Raw genomic sequence first — 18,133 nt, 5'->3', positions numbered from 1 at the left:
GCGCTGCCGGCCGCCGCCCGCGCGGCCGCGGCCGCCGCCGACGGCCGGGGTCGGGAGACGGCGTGAGCACCGAGACGATCGTGCACCTGCTGCGACACGGCGAGGTGCACAACCCCGAGGGCGTGCTCTACGGTCGCCGCGACGGCTTCCATCTCTCCGAGCTCGGCCGACGGATGGCCGAGCGGGTGGCGGACGAGATCGGCGAGCGCGACATCACCCATCTCGTCTCCAGCCCGCTCGAGCGTGCCCAGGAGACGGCGGCCCCGCTGGCCGCGGCCCGGGATCTGACCCCGGTGCTCGACGAGCGGGTCATCGAGTCGGAGAACGCCTTCGAGGGCAAGCGGTTCGGCCGCGGCGAGAACGCGCTGCGCGACCCGCGCAACTGGGTGAAGCTGTGGAACCCGCTGCGCCCCTCGTGGGGCGAGCCCTACCGCGACATCGTGGGTCGGATGATGGCCGCGATCGGGGACGCCCGCAAGCAGGCCCTGGGCCACGAGGCGGTGGTGGTCTCCCACCAGCTCCCGATCTGGACCACCCGGCTGGCGGCGGAGCGGCGCAGCTTCCTGCACGACCCGCGCAAGCGCCAGTGCACGCTGTGCTCGCTCACCTCCTTCCACTACGCCGACGACCGTCTCGTCGCGCTGACCTACTCCGAGCCGGCCGGCGACCTCATCCCGGTCCGGGACAAGCACGCCCCCTTCTCCGCCGGCGACGCCCCGGCCGAGGTGCGCCCGCAGGGGGAGGCGCCGTGAGCCTGGTTCGCCGTACCGGGGCGCTGGGCCTGCTGCTCGCCCCCGTGCTGGTGCTCTCGGTGGCCTGTGGGGGCAGCACCGGCACCAACAACGCCGGCTTCATCAGCGGCGACGGGACGGTCCAGGAGATCCCGGTGGCCAAGCGCGGCGACCCCGTGGAGCTCTCCGGCACCACCCTGGAGGGCAAGCACCTGTCCATGGCCGAGAGCCGCGGCAAGGTCACCGTGATCAACGTCTGGGGCGCCTGGTGTGGCGCTTGCGTGGCCGAGGCGCCCGTGCTCAGCGACGTGTACGACGCCTACAGCGGCAAGGTGGCCTTCGTCGGGATCGACATCCGGGACACCTCGACCGCCAAGCCGCTCTCCTTCGAGCGTGGCAACGACGTCAGCTACCCGTCCCTCTACGACCCCAAGGGCACGGTGTTGCTGGCGCTGAGCGACTACTCCAGCCCGCGGGCGACGCCTGCCACCATCGTGCTCGACAAACAGGGCCGCGTCGCGGCGGCCATCAACGGCGCCCTCACCAGCCGTGCCACCCTGGCGGGCGTGATCGAGGACGCCGGCGGCCCCACCGCCCCGTCCTCGCTGACCGGGGGTGCCGGATGACCGACTGGTTCACCAGCACCGCCAACGGCGGCTCGCTGATCCTGGCGATCCCGGTCGCCCTGGTGGCCGGGCTGCTCTCCTTCGTCTCGCCGTGCACGCTGCCGATGCTGCCCGGCTACCTCTCCTACTCGACCGGGCTGTCCGGCGCGGACCTGGCCACCGGCAACGTCCGCCGCGGCCGGATGCTGCTCGGTGCGGTGCTCTTCGTGCTCGGCTTCTCGGTCGTCTTCGTGCTTCTCGGACTCGCGGTCGGCGGCGTCTCGAGCTGGCTGGTCGGCTACCAGGACCTGGCCAACCGGATCCTCGGCGTGCTCTGCATCGTGATGGGGATCGCCTTCCTCGGCCTGATCCCGGCGCTGCAGCGCGACGTCCGGTTCCACACGATCCCGGCGGTCGGCCTGGCGGCGGCGCCGGTGCTCGGCTTCCTCTTCGGCCTGGGCTGGACCCCGTGCAACGGCCCCACCCTCGGCGTGATCTCCAGCCTGGCCTGGAACCAGGGCACCGCCGCCCGTGGGGGAGTCCTGCTCGCCTTCTACGCCCTCGGCCTCGGCATCCCGTTCATCGTCGTCGCGCTCGCCTGGCGCAAGGCGCTCGGCGCCCTGACCTGGGTACGGCGGCACCAGCAGACGATCACCCGGGTCGGCGGGGTGCTGATGATCGTGGTCGGGCTGGCGCTGCTCACCGGCTGGTGGACCTACGCCGTACAGCACCTGCAGTACTGGATCGTCGACCACTGGCAGGGCATCGCCCTGTGAGCTCCACCAAGCCTCGCGAGCAGAAGCGCTCGCCCCGCCGTACCGTCCGCGACCGCACCAGCCGGGTGAGCGAGCTGACGATCGTCGAGTTCGCCCGGTGGCTGTGGCGTCAGCTCACCTCGATGCGGACGGCGCTGCTGCTGCTCCTGCTGCTCGCCCTGGCCGCGGTGCCGGGCTCGCTGATCCCGCAGAGCGGCATCGACAGCCTCAAGGTGACGAACTGGAAGGCCGCCCACCAGACGCTCACCCCGATCTACGACAAGCTCGGGCTCTTCGACGTCTACGGCACGCCCTGGTTCGCGGCCATCTACATCCTGTTGATGGTCTCGCTGGTCGGCTGCATCGTGCCGCGGCTCTTCGTCTACTGGCGCGGCTTCCGGGCGCAACCGCCGACGACGCCGTACCGGCTGAGCCGGATGCCCGACTCGACCTCCTATCTCACCGAGGAGAGCCCCGAGGAGGTGCTCGCCGGGGCACGTCGGGTGCTGCGACGCAAGCGGTACCGGCTGCGCCGGGACGACACCGCCGGGGTCGAGGACACCGATGGGCCGGACTCGGTCAGCGCCGAGAAGGGCTACCTGCGCGAGGCCGGCAACCTGGTCTTCCACCTCTCCATCCTGATCGTGCTGGTCGGCTTCGCGATGGGCAGCCTGTTCGGCTACAAGGGCGGCGTCATCGTCTACGTCGGCGATCAGTACGGGTTCTCCAACCAGATCACCCAGTACGACGACCTGGACCCGGGCAGCCTGTTCTCCACCGACGACCTGGACAAGTTCAGCTTCTCCATCGACTCCTTCGACGTGGACTGGGTGACCTCGGGGGAGAAGGCCGGGCTCTCCCGCGGCTTCCAGTCGCACCTGTCCTACACGACCGGCGAGGGCGCGGCGAAGAAATACGACCTGCGGGTCAACCACCCGCTGACGATCGACGGCACCCAGCTGTTCCTGATCGGGTTCGGCTACGCGCCGGTGATCACGGTGCGCGACGGTGAGGGCAACGTCGTCACGACCGGACCGCAGGTCTTCCTGCCCGAGGACTCCTCGATGCTCTCCTTCGGCGTGGTCAAGAATCAGTACGCCAAGCCCGAGGGGCTCGGCATCCAGGCGCTCTTCTACCCCTACGAGTGGACCGGCACCAACGGCGACCCGATCAACCTGCAGGGCGACATCGGCGACGGCTCGCACGCGATGCTGTCGATGACGGTGTGGAAGGGCAACCTCAACCTGACCGGCAGCGAGCAGTCGATCTATCAGCTCGACACCTCCAAGGCCACCAAGGTGACCGCCAAGGGCGGCAAGGCGTTCAACCTCAAGCTCGGCCAGACGGTGAAGCTGCCGAACGGGCTGGGCTCGATCAGCTTCGACGGCATCAAGAAGTTCAACAAGATCCAGATCAGCAAGCAGCCCGGCAGGCACATCGCGCTGGCCGGCGTCTCGCTGGCGCTGCTCGGCCTGATCGGGTCGCTGTTCATCAGGCCGCGACGGGTGTGGGTTCGCGCTCGGCGTACCAAGGACGGCACACTTGTCGAGGTGGCAGTCCTCGACCGGTCCGGTGGCGGAGACCCGACGGCCGTGCTGGACAGCCTCACGGCCGCTCTGCGCGGCACCTCGACACAGGAGCCCTCATGACGAACCACGACTGGGAGACGCTCAGCAACCAGGCCATCGCGGCCGCCGGCATCATCTACTTCCTCGCGCTGCTCTGCCATCTGGTGGAGTGGTCGGCGCTGGTCGGGAAGCGTACGGCGACCCGGGTGGTCGAGGAGCCGGTGCCGGCCGGGGTCGGGTCCGCACGGGTCGATGCGGCACCGGATGATTCGACGCTGGCCGAGGCGGGACCGGGCGATGCGGGACCGGGCGATTCCGCCGCGGGTGACTCCACCCAGGACGGCGACTGGGATCCGCGCGCCCAGCGCGAGGCGATGTTCGGCAGGCTGGGCTATCTGCTGACGATCATCGCGGTCGCCGCGCACCTGGTGGCGCTGGTCGGTCGCGGCATGGCGGCGGACCCGAACCGGGTGCCGTGGGGCAACATGTACGAGTTCACCATCTCCGGGACCTTCGTGGTGGCGCTCGCCTACTGTGCGCTGCGGCCGCGGCTCAAGCTGGCCTGGATGGCCCCGTGGGTGGTCGCCTTCGTGCTGATCTGCCTGATGGTCGCGGTGCTGTGGCTCTACGAGCCGGTCTCCCCGTTGACCGAGGCGCTCAACTCCTACTGGCTGGTCATCCACGTCGTCTCCGCGATCATCTCCACCGGGGCGTTCACGCTGGGCGGGATCGCCTCGATCATGTATCTGGTCAAACTGCGTACCGGTGATCGCGAGACCGGCTGGCTCTCCAAGGTGCCCTCCCTCGACGTGCTCGACCGGGTCTCCTACCGGATCCACGCCTTCGGCTTCCCGGTGTGGACCTTCGCGGTGCTGATCACCGGCCCGATCTGGGCGCACCAGGCGTGGTCGTCGTACTGGAACTGGGACCCGAAGGAGGTCTGGGCCTTCATCACCTGGGTGGTCTACGCCTGCTACCTGCACGCCCGGGCGACGGCCGGCTGGAAGGGGCGCAACGCCGCGATCCTGGCGATCGTCGGGATGGCCACCCTCTGGTTCAACTTCATCGGCATCAACTACTTCTCCACCGACTCCCAGCACTCCTACGCCGGACTGGGCCAGACGAGCGTGGGCCAGACGAGCGTGGGCCAGACCAGCGTGGGCCAGACCGGCGGCGCGGCGTCGGTCGTGCGGGTGGTGAGCCGATGAAGGAGTTCTGGCTCTACACCGGGCTGCGGCTCGCGATCTTCGTCGCCACCTTCGCGATCGTGGCCGGCATCTGGCTGCTGGCCGCCGACACGCTCAACTGGTTCTACGCCCTGGTGATCTCGTTCCTGGTCAGCGGCGTCGCCTCGATCAGGCTGCTCAACCGGCAGCGGCAGGCGTTCGCCGGCAAGGTCGAGGCCAAGGCGACCAGGACCGTGGAGGCGATCCGCACGCGCGAGGACGAGCAGGAGCACCAGCAGGAGGGCGGGGTCTGATGTCGAAGGTGCACCAGGCGACGCTCACGCCGGGCAAGACGGAGCTCGTCTCGGGCTGGCTCGGCCGGCAGGCCTGGGCCGCCGCGGTGGGAGAGCTCTCCCCGATCGGCTCGTACCGCTTCGACGACCCGGCGGGCCGGGTCGGCGTGGAGTGCCTGCTCGTCGCCGGCACCGGCCTCACCGAGGGGCAGGTGCTGCATCTGCCGCTCACCTACCGCGGATCACCGCTGGAGGGCGCCGAGGACTTCCTGGTGGGGACGACCGAACACAGCGTGCTCGGCACTCGCTGGGTGTACGACGGCTGTGTGGACCCGGTCGCGGTCCGGGTGCTCCTCGCCGCGGCGCTGACCGGCGCCGAGCAGGAGCCGATGATCATCCACCGCGACGGCGAGCCGATCGGCGAGCGCGAGCTGACCGTCTTCGCCCGGGGCTCCGGATCGTGGCGAGCCGACGAGACGCCGCTCTTCGACGGCGTGGCGATCCGGCGCGACGACTCGGTCGCGATCGTCGAGGCCGGTGGCTTCCAGCTCACCATCGCGAAGCTGGTCGGCGCGGACACCGTGCCGGTGGCCGGCGACGAGACCCTCTATGTCACCTGGCCGCACGGCCAGGGGTCGCTGGTCGGCGTACGGAAGCTGTAGCCGGCGCCGGCGGGGCGCGTTCGGCTAGGTATGCAGCCGAGTAGGCACTTCCCCTGTGGAACTCCGACGGGGAAGCGGTCGTTCGGCTGCATACCTTGATGGGCGGTCCGGCGGGCACCTGTCGCCGCACTCGCCCGGAGCTCAGGCGAACAGCAGCGGTACGCCGACCAGCACCGCCCAGACGAGCTCGGCGAGGCCGGTCTGCTGCAGGGCGGGGATGAGCGCCGGACCGGTGTTGCTCCGGGTGAGCACGGTGCGGACACCCTGCCCGGCGACCAGCAGGAAGCCGATGCCGATCAGTGCCCACCAGGAGGTGGCCGCCGCGACCGCGACGACCGCCGCGACCGCGAGGGTCACCAGCGCCAGGTAGAGCAGGCGGGTGCCGGCATCGCCGAGGCGCACCGCGAGGGTGATCTTCCCGGCCACGGTGTCGCCGGGGATGTCGCGCAGGTTGTTGGCCACCAGCAGCGCGCAGGCGACGGCGCCCACGCCGACGCCCGCCCACAGCGCGCCCCACTCCCAGGTCTCGGTCTGTACGAACGTCGTGCCTAGCACCGCGACCAGGCCGAAGAAGACGAACACCATCACCTCGCCGAGCCCGTGGTAGCCGTAGGGGTGGCTTCCCCCGGTGTAGTACCAGGCGGCCAGGATGCAGGCCAGGCCGACCAGCACCAGCCACCAGGCGGTGCTGATCGCGAGCACCAGGCCGGCGACCGCGGCGACGCCGAAGCAGGCGAAGGCCGCGGCCTTGACCGCGCCGCGCGGCGCCGCCCCGGAGCCGGTCAGCCGCAGCGGGCCGACCCGCGCGTCGTCGGTGCCCCGGATGCCGTCGGAGTAGTCGTTGGCGTAGTTGACCCCGATCTGCAGCGCCAGGCTGACCACCAGACAGAGCAGCGCCTTCCACCACACGAACCGGTCGACGTACGCGGCCACGCCGGTCCCGGCGATGACCGGGGAGAGGGCTGCCGGGAGGGTGCGGGGTCGGGCTCCTTCGAGCCACTGCGCAGGGGTCGCCACAGCCGACCATTGAACACTCAACGGGCGGTCGGCACCGCATCCGGGCTGATGTGCCGGACGAGGTAGCGCTCCGCGCTGCGCGCGGCGGGGTGTACGGCGACCGCGGCGATCACCACGATCCCGGCGATGACCGCCCAGCCGGGCGTGCCCCAGTGGACCGCCAGGAAGGTGTAGGCGGCCGGCGCCCACACGGTCCCCAAGGTGTAGCCGAGCTGCGCGACGCCCTGGTACTCACCGCGCCGCGCGGGGTCGGAGAGCTCCGCCTGGAGACCCCACTGCCCGGCCGACTGGAACAGCTCGGTGCCGGTGACCGTCACGTGCCCCAGCCAGACCAGCGCGATGGTCAGCCAGCCGGCCGTGTCGTGGGTGATGGCGACGATCGCGCAGGAGAGCACGAAACAGGCCGCCCCGCGCCGCTCGGCACGCAGCGAACTGGACACGTCCGCGACGCCGCGCGTGGCCGCGACCTGGAGGAGGACCGCCATCACGGTGTTGGTGCCGAAGAGCCAGGCCAGCAGCACCCGAGGGGCGTCGGTCTCCTCGACCAGCCACAACGGGATGACGGTGTTGAGCAGGACGCCGTGGGTGCCGAGCACGCCGTCGAAGAAGCTGGCCAGCAGGAAGCCGCGGTTGTGCAGGGCGCCGGTACGGCGTGCGGGCGGCTCCTTCTCGGCGCCCGGCCCGGTCCGGTCGGCGTACCCGGGCGGCTCTCCGGGTCCGACCGGTGCGGTGGGCTCGAGGTGCGGCAGCCGGGTGACCCAGGCGGTGTTGATCAGCAGGACCCCGGCGGTGAGCAGCGGGATCGCCTTGACCAGGGTGTCGCTGTCCGCGGCCAGGGCGAGCCCGCTGGCCAGCGCCCCGAGGGTGTAGCCGACGTTGCGCGAGGCCCGCATGTAGGCCAGCGAGCGCACCCGTGCGTCCCGCGGAAAGACCTCGAAGCGGTAGGCGTTGCGACCGGCCAGCGTCCAGGTCTGCGCGAGTTCGAGTGCGATCGTCACTGCGACGTACCCGGCGAAGTTCCCGGCCAGCAACCAGGTGGCGAAGAGCACCGACTCGAGCAGACTGCCCAGGATCCACGTTCGCCTGGTGCCGACCAGGTCGGCCAGCCTCCCCAGCGGTACGGCGAGCAGGAAGGTCGCCACCCCGGCGAGGGTGAGTCCCAGGCCGACCTGCCCGGCGCTCAGGCCGACGATCTGGGTGAAGAAGACCGCCGAGCCGGTGAGGAAGGCGCCCTCGCCGAAGGCGGAGAGCACCGACTGGTACGACATCGACCGGATCAGCGGGTCGTCGGAGAGGATCCGGTTCAGCAGGTTGCGCAAGGGGCCTCGATCTCGGGTTCGACGTTCGGCCGGGTCAGACCGTTGCGGACCAGGAAGCGCTCCGCCAGCCGGGCCGACGGGTGCATGCCGGCGGTGGCGAGTACGGCGATCGCCGCGATCACCAGCCAGCCGGCGTTCGCGAACCCGGCCGGATGCCACGACATCGCCAGGAAGGTGTAGAGCGCCGGCGCCCAGCGGCCGCCGAGGGTGGAGAAGACCTCGGCCACACCGCCGTACTCACCGCGACGGCTGGCGTCCATCAGGGTGGCCTGGAACGCCCAGGAGGCGCCCGAGACGAACAGTTCCGCACCGGTCACCGTCACGTGGCCCAGCCAGACCAGCAGGATGGTGACGAGGCCCGCGGTGGTGTGGGTGACCATGGTGATCCCGCAGGAGAGCACGAAGAACGCCGTGGAGATCCGGACCGAGCGCAGTGCGTCCGAGAGCGAGTCGACCCCGCGGGAGGTGTAGGCGGGCAGGAAGATGCACAACACCGTGTTGGTGCCGAAGAGCCAGGCGAGCAGCCAGTGCGGCGCGTCGGTGGCCTCGACCAGCCACAGCGGGATGACGATGTTGAGCAACACCTGGTTGGTCCACAGGGTGCCGCTGAAGAAGCTGATGAGTATCCAGCCGAGATTGCGCATCGGTCCCGGACCGGGTGCCCGGCGCCGCTTCTCGCCGCGGGCGCGGGACGCCGCCGCGACGTCGTGGGGCGCGTGCGGCAGGTGCCCGATGAAGTAGGCGTTGACCAGGCCGATCGCCAGGGCGAACAGCGGCAGCCAGCGGACCACCGTCAGGTCGTCGAAGGCCAGCGCGACGCCGCCGATGATGGCGCCGAGGGTGAAGCCGACGTTGAGCGAGGAGTACATGTAGGCCTGGGTGGCCACCCGCTCCTTCTCCGGCATCACGTCGAGGATGTAGGCGTTGCGGCCGGCGCCGGCGGCGTTCTCCATGGTCTCGACGACCACCGCCATCGCCAGATAGGCGCCGAACGAGCCGACGAACGGCCAGAGCGCGAACATCGACGCCGCCACCAGCGCACCGAGGGACCACATCCGCTTCGGGCCGATCCGGTCGGTCAGCCGGCCGGCCGGATAGGCGACCAGGAACGAGGCGACCCCGGCGATGGTGAGGCCGAGCCCGACCTGGGCGGCCCGGAGCCCGACGACCTGGGTGAAGAAGACCGCCGAGCCGGTCATGAAGGTGCCCTCCGCGGTGGCGAAGAGCAGGGACTGGGTGGCCAGCCGCCGCGACAGCGGGGTGGGTGGGATGAGGCGACGAAGCGAGCTCCCGAGACGTCCTGGCACGGCGGCCATTCCACCACCCCGCTCCGTGCGCCGCGACCGCATTTCCTCCCGCCACCGGCCGACGGCTACCGTTCGCGGCATGGATGAGGCCCGGATCGCGCGGCTCGCCGACTGGTTGTCCGGGACCGGGAGCGAGGGCTGGGTGGTGGAGACCTCCGGCTCGACCGGCGTCCCCAAGCGGGTGGTCCTCTCCCGGGCCGCGGTCGAGGCCTCCATCGACCTCTCCGCGCGCCGGCTGACCGGGTCGCCGCTGTCGTCCGGGCGGCCGAGCCGCTGGCTGCTCGCCGTCCCGGCCGGCTTCGTCGCCGGGATGAACGTGGTCAGCCGTGCGCTGGCCGCCGGTGCCCCGCCGGTCGTGCTCGCCGACCATCCGGACTTCACCGCCGCCACCGAGGCGCTGGGGGACGCCCGGCGGTTCTGCTCGCTGGTGCCCACCCAGCTGCACCGGTTGCTGGCCAGCGACGCGGCGGCGCTGGCGAGCTATCACACGGTCCTGGTCGGCGGCGGTCCGATCGACCCCGCGCTCCGCTCGCGCGCCGCGGCGGCGGGGGTGCGGATGGTGGCCACCTACGGCTCGGCGGAGACCTGCGGCGGCTGCGTGTACGACGGCGTGCCGTTCGACGGGGTCCGAGTGGCCACCGGACCCGACGGCCGGCTGCGGATCGCCGGGCCCACCCTCTTCGACCGGTACGACGGCGAGCCCGAGCTGACCGCGCGGACCCTGGTGGACGGCTGGTTCCTCACCTCCGACGCCGCCCGGATCGAGGACGGCCGGCTCACCCTGCTCGGCCGGCTCGACGACATGGTCGTCAGCGGCGGGGTCAACGTGCCGGCGGCGCTGGTGGGCCGGCGGCTGCGGGAGCATCCCGGCGTCCACGACGCGGAGTGTCTCGGGGTCCCGGACGAGGAGTGGGGCAACCGGGTGGTCGCCTTCGTGGTGCCCGACCGGGGACCGGCGGATCCGGCCGCCGAGGTCCGGCTCGGCGAGCTGCGCGACTGGGTCGCCGCGGCGCACCCGCGCACCTGGGCGCCGCGCCAGGTCGTCGTACTCCCGAGGCGGCCGGGGCTGCCGCGGCTGCCCAACGGCAAGCCCGACCGGTTGCGGCTGGCCGCACTGGCGCAGCAGGTGGCGACGGGGCGGGCAGCGACGCAGCAGGCAGCGACGGGGCAGGCAGCGACGGGGCAGGGGCCGGCGTGAGGGTGCACGTCTGGTCGCTGCCGATGCGGACCAGGTTCCGCGGCATCACCGTCCGCGAGGGCGTCTATCTGGAGACCGAGACCGGCTGGGGGGAGTGGTCGCCCTTCCTGGAGTACGACGACCGCGAGGTCGCCCCGTGGTTGAGCTGTGCCCAGGAGGCGGCGGCCGGCGACTGGCCCACTCCGGTGCGGGATCGCGTCCCGGTCAACGTCACGGTGCCGGCCCTCGAGGCCGAGCGCGCGCACGCGCTGGTCACCGCCTCGCGCGCCCGCACCGCCAAGGTGAAGGTGGCCGACCGCGGTCAGCGACTCGCCGACGATCTGGCACGGGTGGAGGCGGTCCGCGACTCGCTCGGGCCCGGCGGCCGCATCCGGATCGACGTCAACGGCGGCTGGACGGTGGACGAGGCGGTCTCCGCGATCGGCGTCCTCGACCGCGCCGCCGGCGGCCTGGAGTACGTCGAGCAGCCGACCGCCACCGTCGAGGAGCTGGCCGCGGTGCGCCGGCGGGTGGACGTGCCGATCGCGGCGGACGAGTCGATCCGCCGGGCCGAGGACCCCTATCGGGTGCGCGACCTGGCGGCCGCCGACATCGCCGTGCTGAAGGTGCAGCCGCTCGGCGGGGTGCGGACCTGCCTGCGGATCGCGGCGGACCTCGGTCTTCCGGTGGTGGTCTCCTCGGCGCTGGAGACCTCGCTGGGGATGGCGGCCGGGGTCGCGCTCGCCGCCGCGCTGCCGGAGCTGCCGTACGCGTGCGGACTGGCGACGGTGTCGCTGCTGACCCACGATCCGGTGACCGAGTCGCTGATCGAGGAGGATGGGACACTCCCGGTCCGGGTACCGAGCGTCGATACCGCCGCACTGGCGGCGGCCGAGCCGGCCCCGCAGCGGGTCGAGTGGTGGCACGAGCGGTTGAGGAGGGTCGATGGGCTCCACTGAAATGGCACGGTCGGTCCTCGCCGCGCTGGTCGAGGTCGGCGTCGGCGAGGTGGTGCTGGCGCCGGGGTCGCGCAACGCGCCGTTGGCCTTCGCCGCCGCCGATGCCGCCGCTGCCGGACTCGTGCGGCTGCACACCAGGATGGACGAGCGCTCGGCCGCCTTCCTGGCGCTGGGGCTGACCAAGAGCCACTCCCGTGCGGCGGTGATCTGCACCTCCGGCACCGCGGCCGCGAACGTGCACCCGGCGGTGCTGGAGGCCGCCCACACCGGCGTTCGGCTGGTGGTGGTCACCGCGGACCGACCGGCCTCGATGCGCGGGACCAGCGCCAACCAGGTCACCGACCAGGTGGGCATCTACGGACGGCTGATCGAGACCGTGGACCTGGGCGATGGGACGGGCGATGGGACGGGTGACGGGGCTGGCGGCGGGGCTGGCGAGGAGGCCGGCGACACGGTTCCGGCCACCGTGGTCGAGGAGGCCTGGGCCGCCCGCGGGCCGGTGCACTGGAACGTCGCCTTCGCCGAACCGCTCACCCCTGCCGAGCGCTGGACGCCGGATCCGATCGAGGTCCGTGAGCCGCCGGCCCGGGTGGTACCGGCGGTCTACGAGTCGATCTCGACCGGGCCGGGCACGCCGCGCACGGTGGTCGTCGCCGGAGACGACGCCGGCCCCGACGCCCGACGCCTCGCCGAGGCGGGCGGGTGGCCCCTGCTGGCCGAGCCGTCCTCCGGGTCGCGCACCGGGGCGACCGCGCTGCGCACCTATCGGCTCCTGCTGGAGACGCCGTTGGCGGGGCGGATCGAGCGTGTCGTGGTCTACGGCCACCCCACCCTGTCCCGACCGGTCGGCGCGCTCCTGGCCCGTCCCGACGTGGCCGTGATCGCCGCGCAGACCGACGGGGTCTGGACCAGGCGACCGTTCCCGGTCGAGCGGACCATCCTGGCCGGCCTGCACGTGCACGGGGAGCCGGAGGCCGACGCGACCGGGTCGGGCTGGCTGGCGCGGTGGCATGCGGCCGACCGCTCGGTCGCGCGGCAGGTCGACCAGTTGCTTGCCGTACGCCGAGGGGAGGGTGCGCTCAGCGGCTACGACGTCGCCGGCGCGGTGGCACAGGCGCTGCCGCCGGGCGGGCTGCTGGTGGTGGGCCCGTCCAACCCGATCCGTGACCTGGACCTGATGGCGTGGCCGTTCCCGGTCGGCTCGCGACGCAAGGTGATGGCCAACCGCGGTCTGGCCGGGATCGACGGCCTGGTCTCCACCTCGATCGGCGCGGCGCTGGCGCGCGAGCGGCTGAACCCGGAGCATGGCGGTCGCTCGTTCGCACTGGTCGGTGACGTCACGTTCCTGCACGAGGCGGGCGGTCTGTTCCTCGGGCCCGAGGAGCCGGCGGCGGAGCTGACCATCGTGGTGGTCAACGACGACGGCGGCTCGATCTTCGCGACGCTGGAGCAGGGCGCGCCGGAGTACGCCGACCGGTTCGAGCGCCTCTTCGGTACGCCGCACGGGGTCTCGATCGCCGCGCTGTGCGAGGCCTCGGGTACGCCGCACCTGCGGGTGACCTCCCGCCCCGAGCTGGATCAGGCGTTGGCGAGCCCGGCCGGCGGCATCGAGGTGATCGAGGTGGTGGTCGACCGGAGCGAGCGTCGCGAGCTCGACGAGGCGATCCGCCGGCTGGCCGGTTGAGTCGGCCGTCTATCCGGCGGGGTCCAGCGGCATGGCGTCCTCGTCGCCGTTCTCGACCGCACGCGCGTAGGTCCGCGCGTACCGGTCCAACGCGGCGGTGGCCTCGGCCTCGCCCTCCCATCGGTCGGGCAGCGCGTCGCCGTCCGCCCTCGATCCCGACACCCGCGCGGCGGCGAAGTCGATGCCCGTGCGGGTGAAGGAGCATCGGGCGAAGGTCGTCGCTGCCGAGAGCTGGGTGTCTGCGAAGGTGCAGTCGACGAAGGAGGTGTCGGCGAACTGGGCCCCCGCCAGGTCGGCGGCATCGAACGTGCAGCGCTCGAAGACCGTGTTGGGGACCGAGCGCAGCCTGTGCGCCTTCGCCTCGGTGAAGTCGCAGTCGACGATCCGGGGCCCGAGCGCCAGGCGGGGGAGCTTGGCGTTGCGGAAGCTGCAGGGCTCGAAGCGGCGGTTGAGGCGCGGTTGCCCGGTGAGGACGACGGAGTCGAGGCGGCAGTCGAACAGCTCGGACTCGAACGCGGTGAGGGCTCCGCGGGAGAGGCTCAGGTCGATGCGCTCCAGCGTCACGTACCGGAGGTCGATGCCCTGCTTGCCCGCATCCAGCCCCCGCAGGTCGGTCAGCCCGTCGGCGGTGTCGGGCCAGCGGGAGCCGAGCGCGTGCGGCGGCCTGACCACCCGTGACTGCTCGAGCAGCTGCTGCCGAAGGAGCTCGACGTCCGCTGCATCCCAGCGGCGGCGCAGCGCGGTGACCTCCGGTGCCTTCACCACTCGACCCTATCGAGACTCAAGGGGCGGGTCGGGCGGTGGTCTCGACATGCCACCGCGACCTCGCTCTGCGACATTCAGATGAACAGTTCGATCCGAATGTCGCCAAGGACGTAGGCAACGTCCGCTGCCTCGTCCGGGTCATCGGGGGGATCCATGACCATCACTCCGAATCGGCCGGGGCCGTCGAAGAGTGGGTCGGGGACTCGCCTGGGGGGCTTGTCTGCGGCGGTGAGGAGACGGACCTCGGCGTTGGCCGGCACATCGGCCACGCCGACAAGTTTCCAGTCTCCAACGGTGAAATTCGGGCCGTAGCTCTTCGGGACGGGGGTGACGCTTAGCATCCCGGCGACGGGTGTCGTGATCCGGCACACCTCGATCGGCGCGGTGGAGTGGCCGGCGTCCGGGTCGGCCGACGGGACGACCACGATGCGGTACGCACCCGGGCCGATCTTCGTGTCGATGTCGAGGTCGAGTCTGGGGTCGGTGGTCTCGGCGGTCACGGGTGGGGTCGGTGGGTCGCCGCGTTCCTCCAGCCAGGTCGTCGCCGCGTTGTCGAGCGGTGCCACCGAGATCACCTGAGCGACGATCTCCTCTGCGTCCTCTGCGTCCTCCTCCCCGTTCTCCCCGTTCTCCCCGTCATCGACGTGACGGCTCGGACCGGGCGTATCGGTGATCGCTACCGCCCACGTCCCCGGGCCAAGGACCTCCGCGGCCCGAGGCGTCGCGTCGAGACCATCCCAGGACCGGATCGACGCCGCACCACTCAACACCAGAACCTGGTGCGGCCTGGTCGAGACGGTGTGGTCGACCAGCACCGACGCGGCCACCTGGATGGCCGTCGCGGCATCGACCAGGATCGGCATGTCCTCCTGGTGGCGCCGGAGGACATCGCCGTCCGCGCCGTCCTCGACGTCCGCGAACACCTCGACGTCCTCGATCAGTCCGGTGGAGCCGAGCACGTAGTACCCGTTGTCGAGCAGCACCATGCCCGCCCACAGGATCAGCTGATCCTCGTTCCTGGCATCCTGCACTGTGAGGTCCCCTCTCGTGAGACTGATCCAGAACTTGTCGTGGCCGAGGACCCTGAGGTGAGAGCAGAAGGCCCGCAGGCGCAATGCCTCGCGAGCACCAGCGAGCGTATCGAGACCCCGGCGGCCGGCCAAGCGATCGTCCAGGGGCGGAGAGGAGCTCGTCCGGCACCGGGAGATGAGAGCGGGATGAGATGTTGGAGCCCACCACCCATCGAAGGCGGATCGGATGAACAACCGCACCACGGCAGCGCCGTACGACGCCCTGCGACGGCGGACCAGCGAGAAGTGGCAGGCCTATCCGGACGACGTGTTGCCGATGTTCGTCGCCGAGATGGACTTCCCGCTCGCGCCGCCGATCAGGCAGGCGCTGGCCCGGGCGATCGAGCTCGGCGACACCGGGTACGTCGAGCTCGGCGACCGCGGCGTGGCCCGGGCCTTCGCCGGCTACGCGAGCGAGGCCTGGGGCTGGTCGCCCGACCCGCCTCGGATCCGTACGACGACCGACGTCAGCGTCGTCATCGTGGAGTCGCTGCGTCGACTGGTGCGGCCGGGGGAGGGTGTCGTCATCACGCCGCCCGTCTACCCGCCGTTCTTCGAGCTGCTGCCCGAGGCCGGAGCGCGGGTCGTCGAGGTTCCGCTGACCGATGACGGGGGTGTCTTCGCGCTGGACCTCGCCGGCATCGACTCCGCACTGCGCGATGGTGCGCGGGGCATCCTGCTGTGCCACCCGCACAATCCGCTCGGACTGATCCATCCACCCGAGCAGCTCGTCGAGCTGTCCCGGATCGTCGCGAGGCACGACGGGTTCGTGCTCAGCGACGAGATCCATGCCCCGCTGACCCATTCGGGTGCCACCTTCACGCCGTACCTCTCGGTCTCGGACGAGGCCCGGCAGCACGGCATCGCCGCGGAGTCCGGCAGCAAGGCATTCAACCTGGCCGGCCTCAAGTGCGCGATGTTCGTGACGGCCGGCGACCCCATGACCGCGCTGATCGACTCCCTGCCGGCCGAGGTGTCCGTCCGCACCGGGCTCTTCGGTGCGATCGCCACTCGGATCGGCTTCACCGAGGGTCGTGGCTGGCTCACCGAGACCGTGGCCGCCATCGAGGACAACCTCGAGGTCCTGCGCGGCGAGCTGGCGCGCCGGCTGCCGGCGGTCCGGATGGGCCGGCCGGAGGCCGGCTACCTGGCGTGGCTCGACCTGTCGCGCCTGGGCTGGGGCGAGGACCCCGCCGGGTTCGCCCTGGAGAAGGCCCGGGTCGCCCTCGTCCGCGGACTCGACTTCGGTGACCCCGGGGCCGGCTTCGCCCGGATGAACATCGGCTGTGCGCCGGAGACGATCGTCGAGGCGGTCGCCCGGCTGGCCGCGCACGCCCAGACAGCCCAGACAGCCCAGGACGGCTGAGCTCGCATGTCACCGCGCCAGGAGCACCATCCGCAGTGCTGGCGTGAGCTGCCGGGCCAATTCATCGGCCGAGGCCGAGGCGAAGGGTTCGACCCGCAGCAGGTAGCGCAGGAAGATCAGGCCGGCGAGCTGGGCCGCGGCGGCCGCCGCCCGGGCCCGGGCCTGGCGGCCACCGAGATGATCGGCGATCCGGCCGACCATCTCCTTCTCGGCCATCTCGCGGAAGAGTCGCGCCACCTCGGGGTCGCGGATGGCACCCTCGGCGAGACGCCGTAGGGCGAGACCGCGCTCGGGGTCGTCCCACGCGCCGAGAACGGCGCGGACCAGCCGCTCGGGCAGCGTCGCGGCCGGTCCCTCGAGGACGGCCGCGAGCACCTGCGGCGGGTTGGCGGTCAGCCCCATGCTGGCGCCGAAGAGGCCGCTCTTGGAGCCGAAGTGATAGCTGATCAGCGCGGCGTCGACGCCCGCCTCCGCGGCGACGGCCCGCAACGTCGTGCCGGCGTACCCGTGCTCCAGGAAGCCCCGCCTGGCCGCATCGAGGATGTCGGCGCGTGCGGTGGTCGGCCCGGACGGGCGGCCGCGTCGGCGTTTATTCATCAAGATTGAAATATAGCCGGCGCCACGACGACGCTCCTCTCGACGAACTCGAACCACCGATTCGAAGGAGACCGCCGATGTCCGTCATGACCGATCAACGGCGCACCCACCCCGGAACGCACCGACAGGTGCTGCTGGTCACCTGCCTCGCTCTCGCGACGGTGGTCTCGACCGTCGCCTCGCTCAACGTCGCGATCCCGTCCATCGCCCGGGCCACCCACGCCTCGCAGACCGAGCTGTCGTGGGTGGTCGACGCCTACGCCCTCGTCTTCGCCGCCCTGCTCCTGCCCGGTGGTGCGATCGGCGACCGCTACGGCCGTCGCCGAGCACTGATCGCGGGACTGACGGTCTTCGGCGGCGGGGCGCTCGCCGCGACGGCGTACGCCGACGCGCACTGGCTGATCGCCATGCGGGCCGTGCTCGGCCTCGGCGCCGCGCTGGTCATGCCCGCCACCCTCTCGACCGTGACCAGCACCTTCCCGGCCGAGCAGCGGGAGAAGGCGGTCGGCACCTGGGCCGGCGTCGCGGGTGCCTCCGCGATCCTCGGCCTGCTCGCCTCCGGGACGGTCCTCGAGGTGTGGTCGTGGCAGTCGGTCTTCGTCGTCAACGCCGCGTTGGCGGCGCTGGCGCTGGTCGGCACCCTGCTCGTCGTACCCGAGTCCGCGGACCCGGACGCGCCACCGATCGACTGGCCCGGCGCCGTCATCGCGATCGTCGGCCTCGGACTGCTGGTCTTCTCCGTCATCGAGGCGCCCACCGCGGGCTGGGCCGCCGGCCGGACGCTGCTCGGCCTCGGACTCGGCGCGCTCGTGATGGCCGGCTTCGTGGCCTGGGAGCTCCGCGCGGCGCATCCGCTGCTCGACCCCCGGCTGTTCGCGCGAGACGGCTTCCGCGTGGGCACCCTCACCGTCACCGGTCAGTTCTTCGCCTTCTTCGGGTTCATCTTCCTGGTCCTGCAGTACCTCCAGCTGGTGCTGGGAGAGAGCCCATGGGAGGCGGCGGCCAGCCTGGTTCCGCTCGCCCTGGGCATGATGCCGGCGGCGCGTGTGCTCGCGCCCCGGCTCGCGGCCCGGACCGGCGCCGCCTCGGCGG

General features: G+C 71.8%; 18 protein-coding genes. 12 read left to right on the top strand and 6 right to left on the bottom strand.

Annotation, left to right across the window (positions count from 1 at the left end; genetic code table 11):
• Window positions 1-62 precede the first annotated feature (62 nt).
• From QM638_RS21950 to QM638_RS21920, 7 genes are read left to right on the top strand one after another with little or no spacing between them, the layout of a single operon-like run.
• Window positions 63-752, top strand: a complete 690-nt coding sequence (locus QM638_RS21950; RefSeq protein ID WP_415145618.1) for a histidine phosphatase family protein — start codon at window positions 63-65, stop codon at window positions 750-752.
• On the top strand, window positions 749-1,357 hold the full coding sequence (locus QM638_RS21945; protein ID WP_415145614.1) for a TlpA family protein disulfide reductase: 609 nt from the start codon (window positions 749-751) through the stop codon (window positions 1,355-1,357). Before QM638_RS21950 ends, QM638_RS21945 begins: the two co-directional genes overlap by 4 nt.
• Entirely contained in the window at window positions 1,354-2,112 is a 759-nt protein-coding gene (locus tag QM638_RS21940) for a cytochrome c biogenesis CcdA family protein (protein WP_415145612.1), read from the top strand. Before QM638_RS21945 ends, QM638_RS21940 begins: the two co-directional genes overlap by 4 nt.
• A complete protein-coding gene (locus QM638_RS21935) occupies window positions 2,109-3,740 on the top strand; it encodes a cytochrome c biogenesis protein ResB (protein ID WP_415145610.1) in 1,632 nt (543 codons plus the stop codon). Before QM638_RS21940 ends, QM638_RS21935 begins: the two co-directional genes overlap by 4 nt.
• A complete protein-coding gene (gene ccsB / locus QM638_RS21930) occupies window positions 3,737-4,867 on the top strand; it encodes a c-type cytochrome biogenesis protein CcsB (RefSeq protein WP_415145608.1) in 1,131 nt (376 codons plus the stop codon). Before QM638_RS21935 ends, ccsB begins: the two co-directional genes overlap by 4 nt.
• Window positions 4,864-5,139, top strand: a complete 276-nt coding sequence (locus QM638_RS21925; RefSeq protein ID WP_415145606.1) for a DUF4229 domain-containing protein — start codon at window positions 4,864-4,866, stop codon at window positions 5,137-5,139. Before ccsB ends, QM638_RS21925 begins: the two co-directional genes overlap by 4 nt.
• Window positions 5,139-5,780 (top strand): maltokinase N-terminal cap-like domain-containing protein, encoded by a 642-nt coding sequence (locus QM638_RS21920; RefSeq protein WP_415145604.1) that lies wholly within the window; start codon window positions 5,139-5,141, stop codon window positions 5,778-5,780. The genes QM638_RS21925 and QM638_RS21920 overlap by 1 nt, the downstream gene beginning before the upstream one ends.
• A 141-nt stretch (window positions 5,781-5,921) precedes the next feature.
• On the opposite strand, the gene QM638_RS21915 is transcribed toward QM638_RS21920, so the two are convergent.
• Genes QM638_RS21915 through QM638_RS21905 form a run of 3 tightly spaced genes read right to left on the bottom strand, consistent with a single transcriptional unit; the run spans window position 5,922 to window position 9,432 of the window.
• Window positions 5,922-6,797, bottom strand: a complete 876-nt coding sequence (locus tag QM638_RS21915; protein ID WP_415145602.1) for a 1,4-dihydroxy-2-naphthoate polyprenyltransferase — start codon at window positions 6,795-6,797, stop codon at window positions 5,922-5,924.
• A gap of 17 nt (window positions 6,798-6,814) precedes the next feature.
• Window positions 6,815-8,116 carry an MFS transporter gene (locus tag QM638_RS21910; RefSeq protein WP_415145600.1) on the bottom strand — a complete coding sequence of 434 codons (1,302 nt, stop codon included), beginning with the start codon at window positions 8,114-8,116 and terminating at the stop codon, window positions 6,815-6,817.
• The gene (locus QM638_RS21905; protein WP_415145598.1) at window positions 8,101-9,432 is read right to left on the bottom strand and encodes an MFS transporter; all 1,332 of its coding nucleotides are present in this window, start codon (window positions 9,430-9,432) and stop codon (window positions 8,101-8,103) included. Before QM638_RS21905 ends, QM638_RS21910 begins: the two co-directional genes overlap by 16 nt.
• A 70-nt stretch (window positions 9,433-9,502) precedes the next feature.
• Here QM638_RS21905 and QM638_RS21900 point away from each other — a divergent pair, with 70 nt between their 5' ends.
• From QM638_RS21900 to menD, 3 genes are read left to right on the top strand one after another with little or no spacing between them, the layout of a single operon-like run.
• Window positions 9,503-10,621: an AMP-binding protein gene (locus tag QM638_RS21900; RefSeq protein WP_415145596.1), complete on the top strand. Its 1,119-nt coding sequence runs from the start codon at window positions 9,503-9,505 to the stop codon at window positions 10,619-10,621.
• Complete coding sequence (locus QM638_RS21895) at window positions 10,618-11,559, top strand: o-succinylbenzoate synthase (RefSeq protein WP_415145594.1); 942 nt, start codon at window positions 10,618-10,620, stop codon at window positions 11,557-11,559. The genes QM638_RS21900 and QM638_RS21895 overlap by 4 nt, the downstream gene beginning before the upstream one ends.
• The gene (gene menD / locus QM638_RS21890) at window positions 11,546-13,243 is read left to right on the top strand and encodes a 2-succinyl-5-enolpyruvyl-6-hydroxy-3-cyclohexene-1-carboxylic-acid synthase (RefSeq protein ID WP_415145593.1); all 1,698 of its coding nucleotides are present in this window, start codon (window positions 11,546-11,548) and stop codon (window positions 13,241-13,243) included. The genes QM638_RS21895 and menD overlap by 14 nt, the downstream gene beginning before the upstream one ends.
• A 9-nt stretch (window positions 13,244-13,252) precedes the next feature.
• Here the strand turns inward: menD and QM638_RS21885 are convergent, their stop codons facing one another.
• Together QM638_RS21885 and QM638_RS21880 are read right to left on the bottom strand one after the other, a co-directional pair.
• Entirely contained in the window at window positions 13,253-14,005 is a 753-nt protein-coding gene (locus QM638_RS21885; protein ID WP_415145591.1) for a pentapeptide repeat-containing protein, read from the bottom strand.
• Window positions 14,006-14,082: 77 nt separating this feature from the next.
• Window positions 14,083-15,039: a hypothetical protein gene (locus QM638_RS21880; protein ID WP_415145590.1), complete on the bottom strand. Its 957-nt coding sequence runs from the start codon at window positions 15,037-15,039 to the stop codon at window positions 14,083-14,085.
• A 226-nt stretch (window positions 15,040-15,265) separates the two neighbouring features.
• On the opposite strand from QM638_RS21880, the gene QM638_RS21875 reads away from it, so the two are divergent.
• Window positions 15,266-16,444, top strand: a complete 1,179-nt coding sequence (locus QM638_RS21875; protein WP_415145588.1) for a MalY/PatB family protein — start codon at window positions 15,266-15,268, stop codon at window positions 16,442-16,444.
• Between the two features lie 9 nt (window positions 16,445-16,453).
• On the opposite strand, the gene QM638_RS21870 is transcribed toward QM638_RS21875, so the two are convergent.
• The gene (locus QM638_RS21870) at window positions 16,454-17,041 is read right to left on the bottom strand and encodes a TetR family transcriptional regulator (RefSeq protein ID WP_415145616.1); all 588 of its coding nucleotides are present in this window, start codon (window positions 17,039-17,041) and stop codon (window positions 16,454-16,456) included.
• A 77-nt stretch (window positions 17,042-17,118) separates the two neighbouring features.
• Here QM638_RS21870 and QM638_RS21865 point away from each other — a divergent pair.
• A partial coding sequence (locus QM638_RS21865; protein WP_415145587.1) for an MFS transporter occupies window positions 17,119-18,133 on the top strand: 1,015 nt, incomplete at its 3' end.

Origin of the sequence: Nocardioides sp. (assembly GCF_047606145.1) — a bacterium.
Classification (GTDB): Bacteria; Actinomycetota; Actinomycetes; order Propionibacteriales; family Nocardioidaceae; genus Nocardioides.
The sequence above is the reverse complement of the archived record's forward strand: the minus strand, read 5'-3'. Positions and strand labels throughout refer to the sequence as shown.

What these genes read in the sequence shown, in the direction of transcription:
- QM638_RS21940 (WP_415145612.1), top strand. Translation starts at nt 1,354, where the DNA reads ATGACCGACTGGTTCACCAGCACCGCCAACGGCGGCTCGCTGATCCTG.
- ccsB (WP_415145608.1), top strand. Translation starts at nt 3,737, where the DNA reads ATGACGAACCACGACTGGGAGACGCTCAGCAACCAGGCCATCGCGGCC.
- QM638_RS21925 (WP_415145606.1), top strand. Translation starts at nt 4,864, where the DNA reads ATGAAGGAGTTCTGGCTCTACACCGGGCTGCGGCTCGCGATCTTCGTC.
- QM638_RS21920 (WP_415145604.1), top strand. Translation starts at nt 5,139, where the DNA reads ATGTCGAAGGTGCACCAGGCGACGCTCACGCCGGGCAAGACGGAGCTC.
- QM638_RS21905 (WP_415145598.1), bottom strand. Translation starts at nt 9,432, where the DNA reads ATGGCCGCCGTGCCAGGACGTCTCGGGAGCTCGCTTCGTCGCCTCATC.
- QM638_RS21900 (WP_415145596.1), top strand. Translation starts at nt 9,503, where the DNA reads ATGGATGAGGCCCGGATCGCGCGGCTCGCCGACTGGTTGTCCGGGACC.
- menD (WP_415145593.1), top strand. Translation starts at nt 11,546, where the DNA reads ATGGGCTCCACTGAAATGGCACGGTCGGTCCTCGCCGCGCTGGTCGAG.
- QM638_RS21875 (WP_415145588.1), top strand. Translation starts at nt 15,266, where the DNA reads ATGAACAACCGCACCACGGCAGCGCCGTACGACGCCCTGCGACGGCGG.
- QM638_RS21870 (WP_415145616.1), bottom strand. Translation starts at nt 17,041, where the DNA reads ATGAATAAACGCCGACGCGGCCGCCCGTCCGGGCCGACCACCGCACGC.